General features: G+C 62.8%; 19 protein-coding genes. 13 read left to right on the top strand and 6 right to left on the bottom strand.

Translation table 11 applies throughout. The annotated features are described in order from the left end of the window. Positions 1-81: 81 nt before the first annotated feature. On the bottom strand, positions 82-915 hold the full coding sequence (gene fghA, locus GC125_RS12655) for an S-formylglutathione hydrolase (protein ID WP_151985976.1): 834 nt from the start codon (positions 913-915) through the stop codon (positions 82-84). Positions 916-957: 42 nt separating this feature from the next. Next, positions 958-1,428, bottom strand: a complete 471-nt coding sequence (locus GC125_RS12650; protein WP_151987862.1) for a YaiI/YqxD family protein — start codon at positions 1,426-1,428, stop codon at positions 958-960. A gap of 183 nt (positions 1,429-1,611) precedes the next feature. Here GC125_RS12650 and rpiA point away from each other — a divergent pair, with 183 nt between their 5' ends. The 6 genes from rpiA to GC125_RS12620 all read left to right on the top strand — a co-directional run bounded on the left by rpiA (position 1,612) and on the right by GC125_RS12620 (position 7,852). After that, positions 1,612-2,322 carry a ribose-5-phosphate isomerase RpiA gene (gene rpiA, locus GC125_RS12645; protein WP_151985975.1) on the top strand — a complete coding sequence of 237 codons (711 nt, stop codon included), beginning with the start codon at positions 1,612-1,614 and terminating at the stop codon, positions 2,320-2,322. Between the two features lie 7 nt (positions 2,323-2,329). Next, positions 2,330-2,917, top strand: a complete 588-nt coding sequence (locus GC125_RS12640; RefSeq protein ID WP_151985974.1) for a DUF2059 domain-containing protein — start codon at positions 2,330-2,332, stop codon at positions 2,915-2,917. Positions 2,918-3,036: 119 nt separating this feature from the next. After that, positions 3,037-4,425, top strand: a complete 1,389-nt coding sequence (gene gor, locus GC125_RS12635) for a glutathione-disulfide reductase (protein ID WP_151985973.1) — start codon at positions 3,037-3,039, stop codon at positions 4,423-4,425. A 133-nt stretch (positions 4,426-4,558) separates the two neighbouring features. Further along, the gene (locus GC125_RS12630; RefSeq protein ID WP_151985972.1) at positions 4,559-5,623 is read left to right on the top strand and encodes a TadE/TadG family type IV pilus assembly protein; all 1,065 of its coding nucleotides are present in this window, start codon (positions 4,559-4,561) and stop codon (positions 5,621-5,623) included. Positions 5,624-5,709: 86 nt separating this feature from the next. Further along, entirely contained in the window at positions 5,710-6,360 is a 651-nt protein-coding gene (locus GC125_RS12625) for a gamma-glutamylcyclotransferase family protein (RefSeq protein ID WP_151985971.1), read from the top strand. 112 nt (positions 6,361-6,472) lie between these two features. After that, positions 6,473-7,852 carry a class II 3-deoxy-7-phosphoheptulonate synthase gene (locus GC125_RS12620; RefSeq protein ID WP_151985970.1) on the top strand — a complete coding sequence of 460 codons (1,380 nt, stop codon included), beginning with the start codon at positions 6,473-6,475 and terminating at the stop codon, positions 7,850-7,852. A gap of 108 nt (positions 7,853-7,960) precedes the next feature. Here the strand turns inward: GC125_RS12620 and GC125_RS12615 are convergent, their stop codons facing one another. Further along, complete coding sequence (locus GC125_RS12615; protein WP_151985969.1) at positions 7,961-8,617, bottom strand: DsbA family oxidoreductase; 657 nt, start codon at positions 8,615-8,617, stop codon at positions 7,961-7,963. 41 nt (positions 8,618-8,658) lie between these two features. Then, positions 8,659-10,488, bottom strand: coding sequence for an extracellular solute-binding protein (locus GC125_RS12610; RefSeq protein ID WP_151985968.1), 1,830 nt, complete (start codon positions 10,486-10,488; stop codon positions 8,659-8,661). A gap of 345 nt (positions 10,489-10,833) precedes the next feature. Here GC125_RS12610 and GC125_RS12605 point away from each other — a divergent pair, with 345 nt between their 5' ends. Next, positions 10,834-11,475, top strand: a complete 642-nt coding sequence (locus tag GC125_RS12605; RefSeq protein WP_151985967.1) for an invasion associated locus B family protein — start codon at positions 10,834-10,836, stop codon at positions 11,473-11,475. An 83-nt stretch (positions 11,476-11,558) separates the two neighbouring features. On the opposite strand, the gene hspQ is transcribed toward GC125_RS12605, so the two are convergent. Then, positions 11,559-11,903 (bottom strand): heat shock protein HspQ, encoded by a 345-nt coding sequence (gene hspQ / locus GC125_RS12600; RefSeq protein ID WP_151985966.1) that lies wholly within the window; start codon positions 11,901-11,903, stop codon positions 11,559-11,561. Between the two features lie 111 nt (positions 11,904-12,014). Between hspQ and GC125_RS12595 the strand changes: the two genes are divergently transcribed. After that, positions 12,015-12,977, top strand: a complete 963-nt coding sequence (locus GC125_RS12595; protein ID WP_151985965.1) for an AEC family transporter — start codon at positions 12,015-12,017, stop codon at positions 12,975-12,977. On the opposite strand, the gene GC125_RS12590 is transcribed toward GC125_RS12595, so the two are convergent. Beyond that, entirely contained in the window at positions 12,921-14,159 is a 1,239-nt protein-coding gene (locus tag GC125_RS12590; protein WP_151985964.1) for a UbiH/UbiF family hydroxylase, read from the bottom strand. The genes GC125_RS12595 and GC125_RS12590 overlap by 57 nt on opposite strands. A 216-nt stretch (positions 14,160-14,375) precedes the next feature. Here GC125_RS12590 and pcsA point away from each other — a divergent pair, with 216 nt between their 5' ends. The 5 genes from pcsA (at position 14,376) to GC125_RS12565 (ending at position 19,848) form a co-directional block, all read left to right on the top strand. Continuing rightward, positions 14,376-15,131, top strand: coding sequence for a phosphatidylcholine synthase (gene pcsA / locus GC125_RS12585; protein WP_151985963.1), 756 nt, complete (start codon positions 14,376-14,378; stop codon positions 15,129-15,131). A 30-nt stretch (positions 15,132-15,161) separates the two neighbouring features. Beyond that, complete coding sequence (locus tag GC125_RS12580; protein WP_151985962.1) at positions 15,162-16,139, top strand: quinone oxidoreductase family protein; 978 nt, start codon at positions 15,162-15,164, stop codon at positions 16,137-16,139. Positions 16,140-16,233: 94 nt separating this feature from the next. Further along, positions 16,234-17,820 (top strand): ABC transporter ATP-binding protein, encoded by a 1,587-nt coding sequence (locus GC125_RS12575; protein WP_151985961.1) that lies wholly within the window; start codon positions 16,234-16,236, stop codon positions 17,818-17,820. Next, complete coding sequence (locus GC125_RS12570) at positions 17,810-18,928, top strand: ABC transporter permease (protein ID WP_151985960.1); 1,119 nt, start codon at positions 17,810-17,812, stop codon at positions 18,926-18,928. The genes GC125_RS12575 and GC125_RS12570 overlap by 11 nt, the downstream gene beginning before the upstream one ends. Continuing rightward, complete coding sequence (locus tag GC125_RS12565) at positions 18,928-19,848, top strand: ABC transporter permease (protein ID WP_151985959.1); 921 nt, start codon at positions 18,928-18,930, stop codon at positions 19,846-19,848. Before GC125_RS12570 ends, GC125_RS12565 begins: the two co-directional genes overlap by 1 nt. The last annotated feature ends 60 nt before the right edge of the window (positions 19,849-19,908 follow it).

The following is a 19,908-nucleotide window of genomic DNA, read 5'->3' as shown; positions in this document are numbered from 1 at the left end:
TATTTGCGGCGCTGTACGCAATTGTGTTCAGCGCGAAGAGTTTAGCAGGCCTTGTTCAAGCATATGCTTTGGGCCGACAGACTAGAGCCGTGCACGATGCCAGCGCAGATGATCGTCCATGAAGGTGGAGATGAAGGCATAAGAGTGGTCGTAGCCCGGCTGCATGCGAAGCTGCAGTGGGATGTTCGCGGCCTTGCAGGCGGCTTCCAGGAGCCAGGGGCGGAGGCCATCTTGCAGAAATCCATCCGCATCGCCCTGGTCGACCAGAAACTCGCCGAAGCGCTGGCCGTCTTCGATGAGGGCCGTGGCATCGTAGCTGCGCCAGGCAGCCTGATCGGCGCCGAGATATTTCTCCAACGCGCCTTTCGACCAGTCGGCCGTGCTCGGCTGCACGATCGGCGCGAAGGCCGAGCATGATTTGAAGCGGTCTGCATTGCGCAGCGCCATGACCAGCGCGCCGTGTCCGCCCATGGAGTGGCCGAAGACTCCCTGACGGTCCATGTCGGCTGCGGGGAATTCGGCGGCGATGAGGGCCGTCAACTCGTCCAGTATGTAGCTGTACATCCGGTAATGCGCGGAATAGGGCGCCTCGGTCGCATCGACGTAAAAGCCTGCACCCTTGCCGAACTGCCAGTTGTCGGGCTCGTCGGCCACATCGTCGCCGCGCGGGCTCGTGTCCGGGCACACGATGATGAGGCCGAGTTCGGCGGCAAGCCGGCGATACTCGCCCTTGTCCATGACGTTTTGGTGGGTGCAGGTGAGGCCGGACAGGTACCAGAGCACCGGAGCCTTTGCGCCATCAGCCAGCGGCGGCACGAAGACGGCAAAGGTCATTTCGCACTTGGTCGCAGTGGAGGCGTGGGAATAGACGCCCTGGATGCCGCCATGGGCCTTGGTCTGCGAAACGGTTTTCATGGGCTGTTACCTCGAATGCTGTTGGCGGCTGGCGCGACCATATCATCTCGACCGATCGGACATAGCCCGACGAAGGAGCCGGTCGAGCGTTTCCAGAAAGGCGGAACGGTCGCGCTGGGAGAATGACGGATTGTAGCCCTTGATCGCACCCGATTCGCGCAGGTGCTGGCCGAGATCGCGCATCGCCGTGGCCATGCCGATCGTCGTATGGTCGAAGATGCGTCCCGTCGGGCCCGTGACATGGGCGCCGGCTTCCACGCAGCGCCCGGCAAGCGGCACGTCCGCGGTCACCACGATATCTCCGGGCCTGACGGTCTCCGCGATCCAGTCGTCGGCCGCATCGAAGCTTGCCGAAACTATGACGTTGACGATCATCGGGTCGCGCGAAGGCCGCAAGCCGGAATTGGCGACGAACACCGTCTTGACCCCGTGGCGCTCGGCGACCTTGAGGATCTCGGGCTTCACCGGGCACGCATCGGCGTCCACATAGATGATCGGGTTCTGATCGCCCATTTGCGCCAGCAAGTCCTTCGGTGCTTGGATCGCCGTCGGCGATCTCGGTTCGGCGCCTTGGGTATCCGGCGTTGGTGCTCGGTTCAAGCCTTGGCTTGATCCGGCTCATCATGGTAACAGCGGCGCCACGCATCTCAGTGGCCGTAGTCGGTCCGTTCAAAGAGGCAGAGGCGAAAGACGCGCATGGATCCCCGCGACAGAAAGATCGAAGCCGCACGCGCGGCGCTCGGCTATGTGGAAGACGGCATGCGTCTCGGCATCGGCACCGGATCGACGGCGGAGGAATTCGTGCGGCTTCTGGCCGAGAAGGTCGATGCCGGGCTTTCAATAAAAGGCGTGCCGACATCGGAGCGCACGGCACGGATTTGCATGGATCTCGGCGTGCCGCTCTTCTCGCTCGATGAGGAACCGGAGCTCGACCTGACGATCGACGGCGCCGACGAAGTCGACCATGCGCTGCGCCTGATTAAGGGTGGCGGCGGGGCGTTGCTGCGCGAGAAGATCGTCGCGGCTGCATCGAAGCGCATGATCGTCATCGCCGACGCATCGAAACTGGTCGACGCGCTCGGCGCCTATGCGCTGCCGATCGAGATCAACCCGTTCGGCATGGCTTCGACCCAGATCGCGGTGGAAAAGGCGGCTGCCAAGCTCGACCTGTCCGGAGGCCTCACGATCCGTCCCGGCAATGACGGCGCCTATGAAACCGACGGCGGCCACCACATTCTCGACGCATCATTTGGCCGTATTCCCGATCCAGAAGCGCTGTCCGCCGCGCTGCATGCCATCCCCGGGGTTGTCGAGCACGGTCTTTTCATAAATCTGGCCTCGGTGGCGATTATCGCCGGCGAAAACGGCGTTGAAACGCTGACGGCTGAGCAGGAACACAGGAGCTGATCCTCACATGGCAATCTCGAACGGTCTCTTTCGCGGTGCAGGTGCCGCCGCTCTCATCGCCTTGACCCTGGCGGGCGGTCCGGCGCTTTCCCAGGAACAGTTGAGCGACAGCCACAGGGCCGCCGCACGTGCTGCCATCGCCGCGCTCGGCGCCACCGACCAGTTCGACCAGATCCTGCCGGGTACGGCCGAACAGCTGAAGTCGGCGCTCATCCAGAGCACGCCGAACTTCGAATCGGAAATCTCCTCCACGATCGACGACGTGGCTGTCTCCCTCGCATCGCGCCGCGGCGACCTGGAGCGCGAGGCTGCCGAGATCTATGCGCGCAACTTCACGGAAGAAGAGCTGAACGCGATCACGGAGTTCTACACGTCGTCGGCCGGCCTCAAACTTCTGGAAAACGGCATCACCGTCACGCAGGAACTGATGCGTTCCGCTGAAATCTGGGCGACCGGCATCTCGCGCGATCTCGCCGTGGAGGCCGACGCCGCGCTCGAGCAGCGTCTCGGCGACCAGGCACCGACGGCGGAAGATGCCGGCATCGATCCCGAAACGGGCACGGTGGCCGATCCGGCTGCCCCCCCTGCACAATAGTCACAAGCAGCCCTAGATAAGACGTTCGAAGCCCGGCCAAGCGCCGGGCTTTCATTTCACCAGAACCGTCTCGGCGTCGGACACGCGGCGTCGTCAAGACCACGCGCAGGATCGATCCCATGGCTGAGTACGACTACGACCTTTTCGTCATCGGTGGTGGCTCGGGTGGTGTTCGGGCAGCGCGGGTGACAGGCGCGCTCGGTCGCAAGGTCGCCATCGCGGAGGAATACCGCTATGGCGGCACCTGCGTGATCCGCGGCTGCGTGCCGAAGAAGCTGTTCGTCTACGCGTCTCACTTCTCCGAAGCGTTCGAAGATGCCGCGGGATACGGCTGGACCGTCGGGGAATCGTCGTTCGACTGGCCGACGCTGATCGCCAACAAGGACCGCGAAATCGAACGCCTGGAAGGACTTTACCGCAAGGGTCTGACCAATGCGAATGTGACGCTCTTCGATAGCCGCGCCGTGCTCGTGGATGCCCATACGATCGAGCTCAAGGCGACGGGCGAGCGCGTCACGGCGGACAAGATCCTGATCGCCGTCGGTGGATTTGCCAATCCGCACGCGTCCCTGCCGGGGTACGAACTCTGCATCACCTCGAACGAGGCGTTCCACCTGGAGACGCTGCCGAAAGCGATCGTGATCGCCGGGGGCGGCTATATCGCTGTGGAGTTCGCCAACATCTTCCACGGGCTCGGCGTCGAAACGACGGTTATCTACCGCGGCAAGGAAATCCTCGGCCGCTTCGATGGCGACATGCGCCGGGGTCTTCACGAGGCCATGGAAAAGAAGGGCATTCGCATCCTTTGCCAGGACGTTTTCGCGAAGATCGAAAAGAGCGATGACGGCCGCCTTCTGGCACACACGAAAAACGGCGAAGTGCTCAAGGCCGACCAGGTGATGCTGGCGCTCGGGCGCGACCCGAATACCGAGCATCTCGGGCTCGAGGCGGCTGGCGTCGCAGTCGATCACAAGGGTGCGGTCACCGTCGACGACTATTCCCGCACCAATGTCGAGAATATCTACGCCGTCGGCGATGTGACCGACCGCGTGCAGCTGACGCCGGTCGCCATTCATGAGGCCATGTGCTTCGTGGAAACCGCCTTTAAGAACAATCCGACGAAGCCGGATCATCAACTGATCGCAACGGCGGTTTTCTCCCAACCCGAGATCGGCACGATCGGGCTGTCGGAAGAGGATGCGAGCAAGGATTTCGAAGAACTGGAAATCTATCGCGCTGAATTCAGGCCGATGAAGCACGTGCTCGCCGGGCGGGATGAGCGGACGATCATGAAAATCGTGGTCAATGCGCTCGACCGGAAGGTGCTGGGCGTCCACATTCTCGGGCCGGAAGCGGGTGAAATGGCCCAGCTTCTCGGTATCGCGCTGAAGACCGGTGCGACCAAGGACGATTTCGATCGCACCATGGCCGTGCACCCGACGGCAGCGGAGGAACTGGTCACGATGTACAACCCGACCTATCGGATCAAGGGCGGCGAGCGGGTCTAGATCTCGCTTCGTCAGTTCTGAATATTTTAATGTCCTATTTTTGGACAATCTAAAATACGTCCGATTGCGTCAAGATCATCGTAAAATCCGGGTCGTTATGCTCGCCGCTTCGGCATGAAGCTGGGGGTGCGTGATGGCAGCGCGGGATTTCGTCAAAGACAAATCTGGTCAGTTCGGCATTCTCTTCGGCCTTCTGCTTGTGCCGATGGCCGGCGCGGCGGGCCTTGCGGTGGACTACACCAAAGCATCGAACGTGCACGTTCAGATGAAGAACGAGGTCGACAAGATCGCGCTCGCCATCGCCGCCGGCGGCGTCAACACCGCTGACACGGCTTTGCTCAATGGCTTCAAGGCGAACCTGACGAACGCCTTTTCCTTCAATGGCGATCTTGCAAATATCAACCTTTCCGGTGAGTGGGTCTCGCTCAGCGATTTTCAGGTCACGGCGACGCTCGACATGCGGACATCGATCGGGAGCGTGCTGAACAACGGGCCGCTCAACATCGGCGTCACGAGTACCGCGCGCTACAAGGGCGCGGCCTACCGCTACCAGGCATCCAAGGTGACACAGCTTGATCCGGAAGCCTGGGACTACAACCGAATTTCGGTCTACTGCTTCGATGCGCGCAAGGCGGCAGCCGTGAACAGCAACGCCGGCGGCGGCAATGGCGGAACGGGCGGTTCGTCCTCTGGAGGGAGCGGCGATACCGCGCCGGGCCGATCGCAGATGACGCAGATCGCCGACAACAATGGCGGCAAATATACTTATACGATGCCGAAATGTGCGGCGGGCGAAGCGCTGAGTCTGAAGCTCTGGAATGTGCGCGAAGCGAAATACTACAAGGAAAATCCCGAAAAATCGCGTCGCGCGAAATACACCTATTACACCGACACCGTCATCGACGGCGGCGTCGAGAGCTACGACCTGGATGGTCTGCGCCTGGTCGAGACGGTGTTGTGCAACACGCTGGCGGAATGCACGCCGCGCAGCAAGGGTGGGATCATACCCGAGGGTAAGAACCGCAATCCGCAGGTTTCCACCAAGGCCTGCGCGCCCGGCAAGTTCCGCTATTACGGTTTCGAGGACCGGCCCCCCGAAAATGGCGGCAGCGACCGCGACTATGACGATATCCGCGTGATCATCGAATGTCCCGTCGAGGAACTGGTCGGGCCAGAGACGGTGCGGCTCGTCCGATAGAGGCCTCGGATCCGGCGGCTCGGGTTGAGCTGCAGTCCTTGGCATGGCATGAGCGCCCCGCAAACTTCGAACAGGAGCGGGGCAACATGCAGGATTGTCCGGCCGACGACGGGACGCTTTCGCGTCTGGCCGCGGAGGGCGCGCTGGTCGCCTATTTCGGCTACGGGTCTCTCGTCAATCGCGAGACGCTGCGCACGCATATCGTCGGCGCGCTGCCCGCGCGCGTTTCGGGCTGGCGGCGGGAATGGCAGCCCCGGCCCGACGCCGGGCTTGCGGCCGATCGCGCCGTGCATGCGTCGCTGCTGACAGTGCGGCCCGCGCGAGGCAACGAGATCGACGGGCTCCTGGTGTTCGACCATGTGGACAATCTCGCGGCGGTCGATCTGCGCGAGAACGACTATCAGCGCCGGCACGTGCCGCTCGGAGCGTTGAGTGTTCTCGGGGAGAGGGTACCTGACGGGTGCCCGGTCTACATCTACGAAGCCGATCCGCCGGAGGAGAGCGCGGACGAATGTCCGATCCTGCAATCTTACCTGGATGCGGTGCTGAAGGGCTTCCTGCGCGAGCACGGGCTCGAAGGGCTGCAACATTTCATTCTCGGAACGGCGCATTTCGACACGCCGATCCTCGCCGACCGGGATTGGCCGATCTATCCCCGTGCCGTCAGTCTTTCGGCCGAAGACCGAACGCTCTTCGATCGTCTCTTGCAAGAAAATGGCGCCCGCTACGTCGCTTGACGTCTATTCGTTGCGCGGTCTTTGCTTGCGGGACGCTTTGGGTTTATAAGCCCGGCTTCGAACGGCGGGCAGGGCATGTCCGTCGTCAGGGAAGAGCCTACAGGTGAGCGTTATGGCACAGACATGGAACCCCACAAGCTGGCGCGACAAGCCGATCCAGCAGGTCCCCTCCTATCCGGATATGGAGGCGCTGAAGACCGCAGAAGCGCGTCTGGCCAGCTTTCCGCCGCTCGTTTTTGCCGGTGAGGCCCGCAAGCTGAAAACGTCGCTTGCCCGAGTGGCCGAGGGCGAGGGCTTCTTGCTCCAGGGCGGCGATTGCGCCGAAAGCTTCGCCGAGCATGGCGCGGACAACATCCGCGACTTCTTCCGCGTGTTCCTGCAGATGGCCGTCGTCCTGACGTTCGGAGCGCAGCAGCCGGTGGTCAAGGTCGGTCGCATTGCCGGCCAGTTCGCCAAGCCGCGCTCGTCCGACAACGAGACCAAGGACGGCGTAACCCTGCCTTCCTACCGCGGTGACATCATCAACGGCATCGAGTTCGACGAAGCGTCGCGCATTCCGAGCCCGGAGCGCCAGATCATGGCGTACCGGCAGTCGGCGGCCACGCTGAACCTGCTGCGCGCCTTCGCACAGGGCGGCTATGCCAATCTCGACAACGTCCACCAGTGGATGCTCGGCTTCGTCAAGGACAGCCCGCAGGCGGAGCGCTACCGCAAGCTCGCCGACCGCATTTCCGAGACGATGGATTTCATGAAGGCGATCGGAATCGATTCCGAGAGCAACCGGTCGCTCAACGAAACCGATTTCTTCACGAGCCACGAAGCGCTGCTGCTTGGCTATGAAGAGGCGATGACGCGCGTCGATTCCACCTCGGGCGACTGGTATGCCACCTCCGGTCACATGATCTGGATCGGCGACCGCACGCGCCAGGCGGACCACGCCCATATCGAGTTCTGCCGCGGCATCAAGAACCCGATCGGCCTGAAATGCGGTCCGAGCCTGCAGCCGGATGACCTGCTCAAGCTGATCGACATCCTCAATCCGGGCAACGAAGCCGGGCGGCTGACGCTGATCGCACGCTTCGGTCACGACAAGGTCGCCGAGCACCTGCCGAAGCTGATCCGCGCCGTCGAGCGCGAAGGCAAGAAGGTCGTCTGGTCCTGCGATCCGATGCACGGCAACACGATCACGCTGAACAGCTACAAGACGCGGCCGTTCGAGCGGATCCTGTCGGAGGTCGAGAGCTTCTTCCAGATCCACCGGGCCGAAGGCTCGCATCCAGGCGGCATCCACATCGAGATGACCGGCAAGAACGTGACCGAGTGCACCGGAGGCGCGCGTGCGGTTTCGGCCGACGATCTCTCGGACCGCTACCACACGCACTGTGATCCGCGGCTCAACGCCGACCAGGCGCTGGAACTCGCCTTCCTCGTTGCCGAACTGCTCAAGGGCGGCCGCGACGACCAGGCACGCAAAGTCGCCGTCAACGCCTGAGCGTTATGGTCCAGATACGGGCCGTCGATCTACCGTCATACGAAAAGGCCGCTCCGACCTACCGTCGAGCGGCCTTTTCTGTATTCGTCGTGTCGTCGGTAAAAAGCGCTAGGCTGCAGCGGCCTCGGCGGCGACCTGGCGGATGGCGTCGGCAAGCGTCGCGGCGGGCTGGGCGCCGCTGACGGCGTATTTGTTGTTCAGGATGAAGCAGGGTACGCCTTGGACGCCCATGCGGCCGGCGTTTTCGATCTCGGCGGAAACGGTGGCGCGATCGAGATCGCCGGCGAGCTTGGTTGCAACGACGGCGCGATCGAGGCCTGCTTCCTCGGCGCAATCGAGCAAGGTTTGATCGTCGCCGATGTCTGCTCCTTCGGTGAAATACTTCCGGAACAGGCTTTCGACGACGCGATCCTGCGCGACGCGACCGTGTTCGCCGGCCCAGCGGATCAGGCGATGCGCATCGAGCGTGTTGGCCGACACCGGAATTGCCTCGAAGTCGAAGGGAATCGCTTCCTCGCGGCCTGCTTCGCGCACGCGCTCGTAAATGGCCGCGGCGCGCTCGGGGCCGCCGAACTTCTCTTCGAGATAGCGCGCCCGGTCCTTGCCTTCCTTGGGCAATGTCGGATCGAGCTGGTAGGGGCGCCAGTTGATCTCGACGGCGACATCGCCATCGAGCGCCTCGACTGCGCCTTCCAGACGGCGCTTGCCGATATAGCACCAGGGACACATGACGTCGGAGATCACATCGATGCGGATTGTTTTCATGGTGTGATCCTCTCTTTCAAAGCACTTGTTGCGTGTGGCGCCTATTCGCCGGCCACGCGGCCATCCCACCAGGTGGGAAGCGTATAGCCATATATGGGTGTCGTTTCTGGCCGTTCGATATGGGCCCAGCGCGCAACCCATTGTTCTTCGACATGGTAGAGCGGCACCATGTACCAGCCCGACAGCAGCACGCGATCGAAGGCGCGGACCGCGGCGGTGAATTCGTCGTCGCTGCGGGCGTTGAGCATGGCGTCGATCATCGCGTCGATCGCGGGATCGGCGGCACCTGCGAAGTTGAAGGTGCCTTGCGGATCGCGCGAGCTCGAGTGCCAGCGCCAGTTCTGCTCGGCGCCTGGAGACAGGGTCGAGGGGTAGGACTTGACGATCATGTCGTAGTCGTAGGCGAGGCTTCGCTGCTGGTACTGCGCGTCGTCGACGGTGCGGATGCGCATGGCGATGCCGAGCGAGGTGAGGGTGCGCTGATAGGCGAGTGCGAGTTTTTCCTGGCCTTCGTTCTGCGTCATCACTTCGAAGGCAAGCTGACGTCCGTTTTCGTCGACCATGCGTCCGCCTTCGATGCGGTAGCCGGCCTCGCGCAGCAGATCGTAGGCGGCGCGCTGGCTTTCGCGGTCGCGGCCGGCGCCGCTGGTCTGCGGCATGCGGAAGCTGCCATCCATGATCTCCGGCATCACCGCATCGGGGAACGGTGCGAGCAACTCTTTCTCGATCGCATTGGCAGGCGTTTCGAGGCTCGAGAAGTCAGAACCCTGCCAGTAGCTTTGCGTGCGCGTGTAGGCACCGTCGAAGAGCGTGCGGTTCGCCCATTCGAAATCGAACAGCATGGCCAGCGCCTGGCGCACCTGCCGGTCGGCGAAGATGTCGCGACGCGTGTTGAAGACGAAGCCCAGCATGCCGGACGGAAGTTGCGGGCGGAACTCATCCTTGACGATGCGGCCGTCCTCGACGGCGGGAATGTTGTAGGACCGTGCCCAGGCGGTGGGGCTGCCCTCGGGAAACACGTCGAAGAGGCCGCGCTTGAACGCCTCGAACTGGGAGCTTGCCGAAAGGAAATACTCCACCGTCACGGTGTCGAAATTGTCCTGGCCGCGTTTGACCGGCAGGTCACGGGCCCAGTATTCCGGGTCGCGTTCGAAGGTGATGCTCTGGCCCGGTTCGACCTCGGAGATGAGGTAAGGTCCGGAGCCGATTGGGGGCTTCAGGGAGGATCGATCGAATGTTTCGGGATCGATCGCATGCTTCGGCAGGATCGGGCTCATCGCGATCAGCAGTGGCAATTCGCGGCTCGCATCCTCCCCAAAGGTGAAGCGCACACCGCGCTCTCCGACCTTCTCGAGCTTTTCGACGAAGTTCAGCCGGGTGGAATAGGGCGGCCGGCCCTTCTCGGTCAGCAGTTCGAAGGAGAATATCACGTCTTCCGGCTTGACCGGCTCGCCATCGGAAAAGCGCGCCTCCGGATGGATCTGGAACTCGATGAAGCTGCGTTCTTCATCCCATTCGGCGGTCTCGGCGATCAGGCCGTAGAGCGTGAACGGCTCGTCGCGGCTTCGAAACATCAGCGATTCGTAGACGAGGTTGCCGTATTCCTGGTCGATGACGCCACGAGCGGTGGTGCGCATGGATTGCAGGATGAAGGGATTGAGGCTGTCGAACGTGCCGACCACGCCGTAGGCGATGCGTCCGCCCTTGGGGGCATCGGGATCGACATAGGGCAGGTGCTCGAAATCCGGGCCGAGGGCCGGTTCGCCATGCATGGCGATGGCGTGGACCGGCTCGGCGAAGGCGGGCGACAGAAGTGCCGGCAGGAAGGCGGCGGCAATGGCGAGCGCCACGGTCGGAGAAAAGCGACCCATGAATGAAACTCCGGCGGCGTATCGAGACTGAGATGATTCGCGAAAGCCTAACACGAACGTGGTGGCTGTCGCATGGCGGGCTGGCTCGGCGCGTATGGGAACGATTACATTCGCCGGCTCGAAGTTCGTCCATTCGAATTCCCCAAACGGGTTCTAGTGGATATTCTCGGCGATCGGGTGTATCGAGGCGTTGCCGCGTCGTTGGGGTAGGCCTGCAAGCCATTGTAATGCCGTATTTGGCCAACAGGACGGGCAATATCCGGGGGGCGTGCGAGACGGGATTCGTCGTCGCGGGGCCAGATCGAACACACTCTTGAAGAGACGATTGAGGAGACGATGAAGCCAATGAGCGTCATTAACGCGATCAGCACCAAGTCGGCCGCCGCCGGCAGCGCCGTCTTTGCTGCGGCCATGGGTTTCGCCGTGATGGCTTCGCCGGCCATGGCACAGGAACAGGCAGCCGGGCAGGCGCCGCAGGGCTGGTACAAGGCCTGCACGCAGCAGGCTGAGAACGACGTCTGCGTCGTCCAGCACATCGTCGCTGCCGGCAACGGCCAGCTTTTGACGGCAGTCGGCCTGATCTCGGTCGAGGGCCAGGTCAACCAGCGCGTGATGCAGGTTTCGGTGCCTTCGGCACGCCTCGTCCAGCCGGGTATCAACATGCAGATCGATGGTGGCCAGGCCACGAAGCTCGATTTCGCCGTTTGCATGCCCGACAAGTGCGTGGCCGAAGTGCCGCTGAGCGAAGCCATGGTCGCCGAGTTCAAGCGTGGCGGTGAAGTCGTCTTCACGTCCGTCAACTTCCAGCGCGCGCCGAACCCGATCAGCATCTCGCTGTCGGGCTTTACCCAGGCGTTCGATGGCGAAGCCATGGCGCAGTCGGAACTGGAAGAGCGCCAGCGCGTCCTCCAGGAAGAAATGCAGCGCAAGGCAGCCGAAGCACGCCAGCGCCTCGAGGAAGCCCAGGAAGCCGCCAAGTCGAACTGATCGGCGCGGTTTTCAGCGATTCAAATACGAAAGGCCCGGGCCGCATCTGCGACCCGGGCCTTTCGATTCGGCAATGATGAATTTCAGTGCCCGATCGGGCCGCGTGGACGATAGGTGCCGTCCTTGGGGCCTTCGAACACTTCCTGGACCTGCGGGTGGCGCACTGGCTGGGCGCTGTCATCTGGCACGAGGTTTTGTTCCGAAACATAAGCGATATATGATGTTTCGGCGTTCTCGGCGAAGAGGTGGTAGAAGGGCTGGTCCTTTCGGGGACGCACTTCTGCCGGAATGGCGTTCCACCACTCCTCGGTATTGGAAAATGTCGGGTCCACATCGAAGATCACGCCGCGAAACGGGTAGACCCGGTGTCGCACGATCTGGCCGATATGAAATTTCGCCTGTCGTTCCTGCATCGTTTTCACGTCCATTTCTGACAGCTTAAATGGGCGGCAGGCAGGGCGATGGCAAGTGGTGCGACTTGACGCACGCGTGCACCGCCGCCTAGTCAGATATTTCCTGTCACGTGGCGATCCCCCTCCATGGCCGAAGTCTTCGCACTCGTCCTGCCCTTCTTTGGCATGATCCTGATCGGCTATATCGCGGCGCGCATCGTGCGCCTGCCGGAGGAGGCGCTTGGCTGGTTCAACGTCTTCATCATCTATGTCGCGTTGCCGGCGCTCTTCTTTCGGCTTCTGGCCGACACGCCGATCGAGGACCTTGCCCGGTTCGATTTCATCGCAGTCAACATAGCCGTCACCTTCACGATCTTTTTGGCCGTGTTCTTCGTGAGCCGGCGGCTGCGTGGGGCACCGATCGAGGATGCGACCATCCAGGGTCTGGCGGGCGCCTATGGCAATATTGGCTATATGGGGCCGGCGCTGGCGATCCTCGCCTTCGGCGAACGCGCCGCGGTGCCTGTGGCGCTCATCGTCTGCTTCGAGAACATCCTTCACTTTTCGGTCACGCCGATGCTGATGGCTGCAGGACGAGGCCGGGACCGGCGGCCGGTGCAGCTGGTTCTCACGATCGCGAAGCGGATCGCCTTCCACCCGTTCATAATATCCATGGTCCTTGGAATTGCAGTCGCCGCTTCAGGCTTGGCGCTGCCGGGCTCAGTCTCGCGCCTCGTCGAGTATCTCTCGCAGGCAGCGGCGCCCTCGGCGCTGTTCGTCATGGGCGTGACGCTGGCGCTGCGGCCGCTGAAGCAACGGCCGGTGGAGCTGGGCTACATCGTGCCGGTGAAACTGATCGTGCATCCGATCGCCATGTATGTCGCGCTATCGGTAGCTGGCGATTTTCCTGCGATCTGGGTGTTCACGGCCGTGCTGATGGCGGCGTTGCCGACGGCGACGAATGTCTTCGTGCTGGCGCAGCAATACGGGGTGTGGATCGAACGGGCGTCGGCGACCGTGCTGATCACCACGGCCGGGTCGGTCGTGACCGTGTCAGCGCTGCTGCTCGCGATCACTTCCGGCGCGCTTCCGCCGGATCTGTTCCCTTAAGCGACCACCAAAACCGGTGAGCGCGCTGCCGGGCTTCATGCCTTCCTTCAGCGCCAACTGCCTTACGGGACCGGTGCCGGCAAGCAGCGTGAGGCCCGCCGCGCGAGCGAACTGCACGGGCAGGAAACCATTGAGCAGCGATCGGTTGAGAAGATCGACCGCCTGGGTGCGGCTGACGATATCGGGCCGGCGAGCGCGGTCGAACTTTGTAATCGCGGCCTCGACGCTCGCCCGATCCTCCAGATAGGCCGGAAGATTGCGAAGTTCCGACACGTCACGCATTCCGAGATTGAGGCCCTGCGCGCCGATCGGCGGGAAGAGGTGGGCGGCTTCGCCGACGAGTGCGATGGCGCCGCGGCCGAAGCTTTCCGCGACCATGCCGGAAAGCGGGAAACGCTGAAGCTGGCTCTCGACCGTGACGGCCCCCAGGATCGACTGCAGCCGATCCTCGATCTCGCGGTTCAGCGCATCCGGCGAGAGGGCGAGGATACGCTCGGCGTGGTCGGGTTTGACGACCCAGACGAGACTCGAGCGGTCGCCGGGGAGCGGCACCTGCGTGAACGGACCTTCCTCGGTGTGAAACTCGGTCGAGACATCGCGGTGGGGCAGGCGATGGGCAAAGGTGAGCACGATCGCCGACTGGGGATAGGACCAGATGCGGGTCTTGATGCCGGCAGCTTCGCGCGCCACGGAATTGCGGCCATCGGCGGCGATGATCAGCCGGCCCTCGACCTCCGTGCCATCGGCAAGCGTGACCACGGGTGCTGCGGCTTCCGGCGCGACGGATCGTGCCGGCTGGTCGAAGCGGGTGATGGCCGGCGTTTCGGCGATCCGTTCGTCAAGCGCGGCGAGAAGATCGGCATTCGCGACGTTATGACCGAAGGAGTCCTCGTCGATCTCTGAGGAATTGAAGGAGACGGTCGGCGCGCGCAGCAGCCTGCGGCTCGCATCGGCGATCCTCATGGTGCGCAGCGGCGCGGTTTTGCCATCGAGGCGCGGCCAGACGCCGAGCTCTTCCAGAAGCGCGATCGACGGCATGAGCAGAGCGGTGGTGCGCCCATCCTTGACGGGTGATTTCGGTGCGACGAAGCCGACCGAGCGGCCGCCATGGGCAAGCAAAAGAGCCGCGGCGCAGCCGGCGAGGCCTCCACCGATCACGACCGCATCGAATGTCTTCGTCATGGCATCACGCTCCAGCTTCCCGATGCATCAGCTTTCCCGTTGAAATGGGGTCGTTGGTCCCGGCCGCAATGGGCAAGGATCAAAAGCCGCAGCGGCAACATAATTGTGTATGTTGTCAACGGGTTCTAGCCATAAACGCACGCTTGCCGCAATTGTCTTCACGCGTCGGTGATCGTCGGCGTTGCCTGTCCGCTCTTGCTTGGATAGCCTCATCGCATGACACTTCTGCGCCGCATCGGCACCAAACTCTATAGCTATCGACGGCTGCCTTATGCCGAGATTCGCGCCTTTTCGGTGCATATCCTCACGGCATCCGGTGCCTATCTGGCATTCCTTGCAGTCGTTGCAGCGGCGGAACTGCGCTTCGTCGACATGTTCTGGTGGCTCGGCTTCGCCTTGCTCGTCGATGGGATCGATGGACCGATCGCGCGCCGGCTGAACGTCAAGGAAGTGTTGCCGGGCTGGTCTGGCGAACAGCTCGACAACGTGATCGATTACGTCACCTATGTGCTGATACCGGCTTTTGCGCTCTATCAGAGCGGGATGATCGGCGAGATCATGTCCTTCGTCTGCGCCGCGCTGATCGTGATTTCGAGCGCGATCTACTACGCCAATATGGGCATGAAGACGTCCGAGAACTTCTTCTCCGGCTTTCCGGTCGTCTGGAACATGCTGGTGTTCACGCTTTTCGCCATCGAGGCGAGCGAATGGACGGCGATGATCGTCGTCTTCGTTGCGGTGATCCTGACCTTTTTGCCGATCTATTTCCTGCATCCCGTGCGCGTCATCCGATTGCGGGCGCTCAACCTTCCGATCTTCCTGATTTGGTGCGTCCTGTCCGGTTGGGCCCTGCTCCTGCATTTCGACAGCCCGCTTTGGCTGCAATGGGCGGTGAGCCTCAGCGCGCTCTACCTCTCGGTGATTGGCGGGATCATGCAATGGTTTCCCAAGCTCGGCGCACGCACTGCCTGAGCAATCCCGACAGCTTACGAGGAGAATAGAATGACCAAGGCGATTGTGGTTCATGCGCATGGCGGGCCGGATGCCCTGGTTTATGACGACGTGACGGTCGGCACGCCCGGCAAGGGCGAGGCGCTGATCCGCCAAACCGCCATCGGGCTTAATTTCATCGACGTCTATTTCCGCACCGGCCTGTATCCGGCTCCGAACGGCCTGCCCGTGATTCCCGGCGGCGAGGGCGCCGGTGAAGTCTTGGCGCTGGGTGAAGGCGTGGACCACTTGAAGGCCGGCGATCGCGTCGCCTATGTCAGCACCGTTGGCGCTTATGCCGAGGAGAGGCTCATTGCGGCCGACAAATTGGTGAAGGTGCCGGACACGATCGATCTGGAGACGGCCGCCGCCATGATGCTGAAGGGCATGACGGTCGAATATCTGTTCTGCCGGACGCACGAACTGAAGGCCGGCGAAACGATCCTCTTCCACGCGGCAGCCGGCGGCGTCGGCCTTATTGCCGGCCAATGGGCACGGTCGATCGGTGCCACCATCATCGGCACCGTCAGTTCGCCGGCGAAAGCCGAGCTCGCGCGCGCTGCCGGTTACGACCACGTGATCGACTATTCGAGCGAGGATTTCGTCGCCCGTGTGAAGGAGATCACCGGTGGACGCGGCTGCGACGTCGTCTATGATTCCGTCGGCAAGGACACGTTCCCGAATTCGCTGGACTGCCTGAGACCGCGTGGCCTCTTCGTCAGCTTCGGCCAGTCGTCCGGGCCGATCGAAGGGTTCGACGTCGGGCTCCTGTCGCGAAAGGGTTCGCTCTACATGACGCGACCGACGCTGTTCACTTACAACGCAATGCGCCCCGACCTCGAGGCATCTGCAAAGGCATTGTTCGACATGGTTGCCAGCGGCAAGGTGAAGATCGACGTGAACCAGCGCTACAAGCTGGCCGATGCCGCGCAGGCACATCGTGATCTCGAAGCACGGAAAACAACGGGTACGACGCTGCTGATCCCTTGAAATCGCCGGTGGAATGGTGAAGCATTGTGCAGTTGCGTTCATTGCACAATCGGTGGCCTAGTGAGGCCATCGTGGTGCTGTCAGGATCATAAGCGTGCAGGCAAGCGATAATCGATCTTCAGCGCCATTGCTGGCGCTTGCCGGCCTGACGAAGATTTTCGGCACGCTCAAGGCCTGCGACGCCATCAGTCTCGAGATCGCGCCCGGCGAAATCCATGCGCTTCTCGGCGAGAACGGCGCGGGCAAGTCGACGCTCGTCAAGATGCTGTTCGGCGTGCTTGCGCCGGATGCAGGCCAGATCGTCTGGAAGGGCGAGCCTGTGTCGATCGGCAGCCCCTTCCAGGCGCGCCATCTCGGCATCGGCATGGTGTTCCAGCACTTCTCGCTGTTCGAGGCCCTTACGGTCGCCGAAAACATCGCGCTATCTCTGGATGACAGCGTGCCGATCGGCGAGATCGCCGAGCAGGCACGGGCGTTGTCGGAGGGCTACGGCCTGCCGCTCGATCCCAACGCGCTGGTCGCCGATCTTTCGGTGGGCGAGCGGCAACGTATCGAGATCGTGCGCACCCTTCTGCAGGACCCGCAGCTGATCATCTTGGACGAGCCGACATCGGTGCTGACGCCGCAGGAGGCCGACCGGCTCTTCGAGACGCTGGAGCAGCTGCGCAGCGAAGGCCGCTCGATCCTCTATATCAGCCACCGGCTGGAAGAGGTGCGGCGCATCTGCGACCGCGCGACCGTTCTGCGCCACGGCAAGGTCGTCGGCGCCTGCGATCCCCGCCAGGAGACGGTCGCCTCGCTTGCACGGATGATGGTCGGCGGCGATGTGGCCGATGTCACGATCGGATCGAATGCGGGCGATGGCCGGGTTCTGGTCGAAACGAGGCAGCTCAGCCTTCCGGCGCGCACGCCGTTCGCGGTGTCACTGAGGGACATCGATCTCACCGTGAAAAGCGGCGAAGTTGTTGCCATCGCAGGCGTTGCGGGTAACGGCCAAAGCGAGCTGTTCGATGCGCTGTCGGGCGAGGTGACGACCAACCGCGCCGATTCCGTGCGGCTCGTCGGTCAGGATGTCGGCCGCAAGGGCATCACGGAGCGGCGCCTGCTTGGTTGCGGCTTCGTGCCGGAAGAGCGCCATGGACACGGCGCCGTCTCGCAGATGAAGCTTTCGGACAACATGGTGCTGGCGCGCCATGCCTCGGATGCGAAGACCTTTCTCGGCGGCGGACTCGGCCTGTTGAAGCGGGATGCCGTCTGGGCCGCGACCGAGCGGGTGATCAAGGCGATGGATGTGCGCAAATCCGGCGTCGATCCGCATGCTTCCGCGCTTTCGGGCGGCAATCTGCAGAAATTCATCATGGGGCGGGAGCTCGACCGCGATCTCTCGGTGCTGGTCGTCAATCAGCCGACCTGGGGCGTGGATGCCGGCGCCGCAAGCCGCATCCGCCAGGCGATCGTCGATCTGGCCAAATCCGGTGCCGCGGTGGTGGTCATCAGCCAGGACCTCGACGAGGTTTTCGAGATCGCGCATTCGATCGCCGTCATCCATCACGGACGGCTGAGCGCGTCCGAGCCGGCCCGGACATTGACGCGCGAGCGGATCGGGTTGCTGATGGGAGGAGCGGCGCCTGAGGCCGACCCCGAGGGCAATACGGTGCCGGAGGCTGCCCATGCGCATTGAACTGGAAAAGCGTCCAGAGCGATCCAAGCTCTTTTCGATCCTCTCGCCTTTCATCGCGCTCGTCCTGACGCTGATCGTCGGGGCGATCCTGTTTCTGGCGCTCGGCAAGAACCCGGCCGAGGCGATGTTCTATTTCTTCATCGATCCGCTGCTTGTCGGCTGGTCGCTGCATGAGCTGGCCATCAAGGCGACGCCGCTCATTCTGATCGCGGTCGGGCTTTCGGTCTGTTTTCGCTCCAACAACTGGAATATCGGCGCCGAAGGCCAGTTCGTGATGGGCGCCATCGCCGGCTCAGTCATTCCGGTGATGTTCCATGGCTGGGAATCCCCGCTCGTGCTGCCGCTGATGATGATCTCGGGTGCGATCGGCGGTGCGCTCTACGCTGCGATCCCGGCGCTTCTCAAAGCCAAGTTCAACACCAATGAAATCCTGACGAGTCTGATGCTGGTCTACGTGGCGCAGCTCTTTCTCGACTGGCTGGTGCGCGGGCCGTGGCGCAACCCTGAAGGCTTCAACTTTCCCGAGACGCGGAATTTCAATGCCTCAGCGATCCTGCCGGAAATCCTCGATGGCGGGCGTGCGCATTGGGGCCTCATCTTCGCCATCGTCGCGGCACTTGCGACCTGGTTCATGATGCGCAGCACGCTCAAGGGCTTCGAGATTTCGGTGCTGGGCCAGTCGGCTCGGGCAGGGCGATTTGCCGGCTTTTCGGCGACCAAGATGGTGTTCTTCGCCTTCCTCTTTTCCGGTGCCATGGCAGGGCTTGCGGGCATTGCGGAAGTCTCTGGCGCTATAGGGCAGCTGCGGCCGGTGATTTCGCCGGGCTACGGCTTCACGGCGATCATCGTCGCCTTTCTCGGTCGCTTGAACCCGCTCGGCATCGTTGCCGCGGGTCTCGTTCTCGCGCTCACCTATCTCGGTGGCGAGGCGGCGCAGATCTCGATCGGGGTCTCGGACAAGGTCGCGCGGCTCTTCCAGGGCGCACTTCTGTTCTTTGTGCTCGCTTGCGACACGCTGATCCACTACCGCATCCGCCTGCGCTCTACCGCCAAGGTGACGAGCGTGGCGGCACCGCACCAGACACCGGCACCGGTGGAGGCACGCTGATGGGTTTCTTCGAAGCCGTTCTGATTTCGGTGATGACGGCCGCAACGCCGCTGGTGCTCGCTGCCATCGGCGAGCTGGTCGTCGAGCGCTCCGGCGTCCTCAATCTCGGTGTCGAAGGCATGATGATCATGGGCGCGGTCTGCGCCTTTGCCGGCGCGCAGATCTCCGGGTCCGCGCTGGTCGGCGTCGTCTGCGGCATGATCGCCGGCGGGGCGTTCTCGCTGCTCTTCGGTTTCCTGACGCTGACCCTCGTCGCCAATCAGGTGGCCACCGGCCTGGCGTTGACGATCCTCGGACTTGGGCTGTCCGGGATGATCGGCGAAAGCTTCATAGGACTTCCGGGCGTTCGCCTTCCGGTTCTCGATATTCCGGTTCTGACCGACATTCCCGTGATCGGCCGGATCCTGTTCGGGCAGGATCTGCTTTTCTACGCCTCGATCGGCTTGGTCATCGGTGTCGCCTGGTTCCTGTTCAGGACGCGCGCCGGCTTGCGGCTGCGCGCGATCGGCGACAACCACGGCTCGGCCCATGCGCTCGGCGTATCGGTCATCCGCGTGCGCTATCTAGCGGTGCTGTTCGGGGGTGTCTGCTCCGGTCTTGCCGGGGCGCATCTGTCGCTCGTCTATACGCCGCAATGGGTGGAGAACATGTCGGCCGGGCGCGGCTGGATCGCGCTGGCGCTCGTTGTCTTCGCTTCCTGGCGGCCGCTTCGACTTCTTGCCGGTGCCTATCTCTTCGGCGCCGTTTCCATCGGCGGACTGCATGCCCAGGCGCTCGGCGTCGGCATTCCCTCGCAGTTCGTGTCGATGCTTCCCTATCTCGCGACGATCGTCGTTCTCGTTTTGATTTCGATGGATCGCCGCCTGACGCTCATCAACCGTCCCGCCTCGCTTGCCCAGCCCTTCGTTCCAGAACGGTAGGGAGGACCGAGCGATGCCAGAAAGAAGGACGGATCGGGATTTCAGTTCAACCTCCAAACA

The organism is Rhizobium sp. EC-SD404 (assembly GCF_902498825.1).
Classification (GTDB): Bacteria; Pseudomonadota; Alphaproteobacteria; order Rhizobiales; family Rhizobiaceae; genus Georhizobium.
Note: the sequence above shows the minus strand (reverse complement) of the source record. Positions and strands in the feature narration are given on the sequence as shown.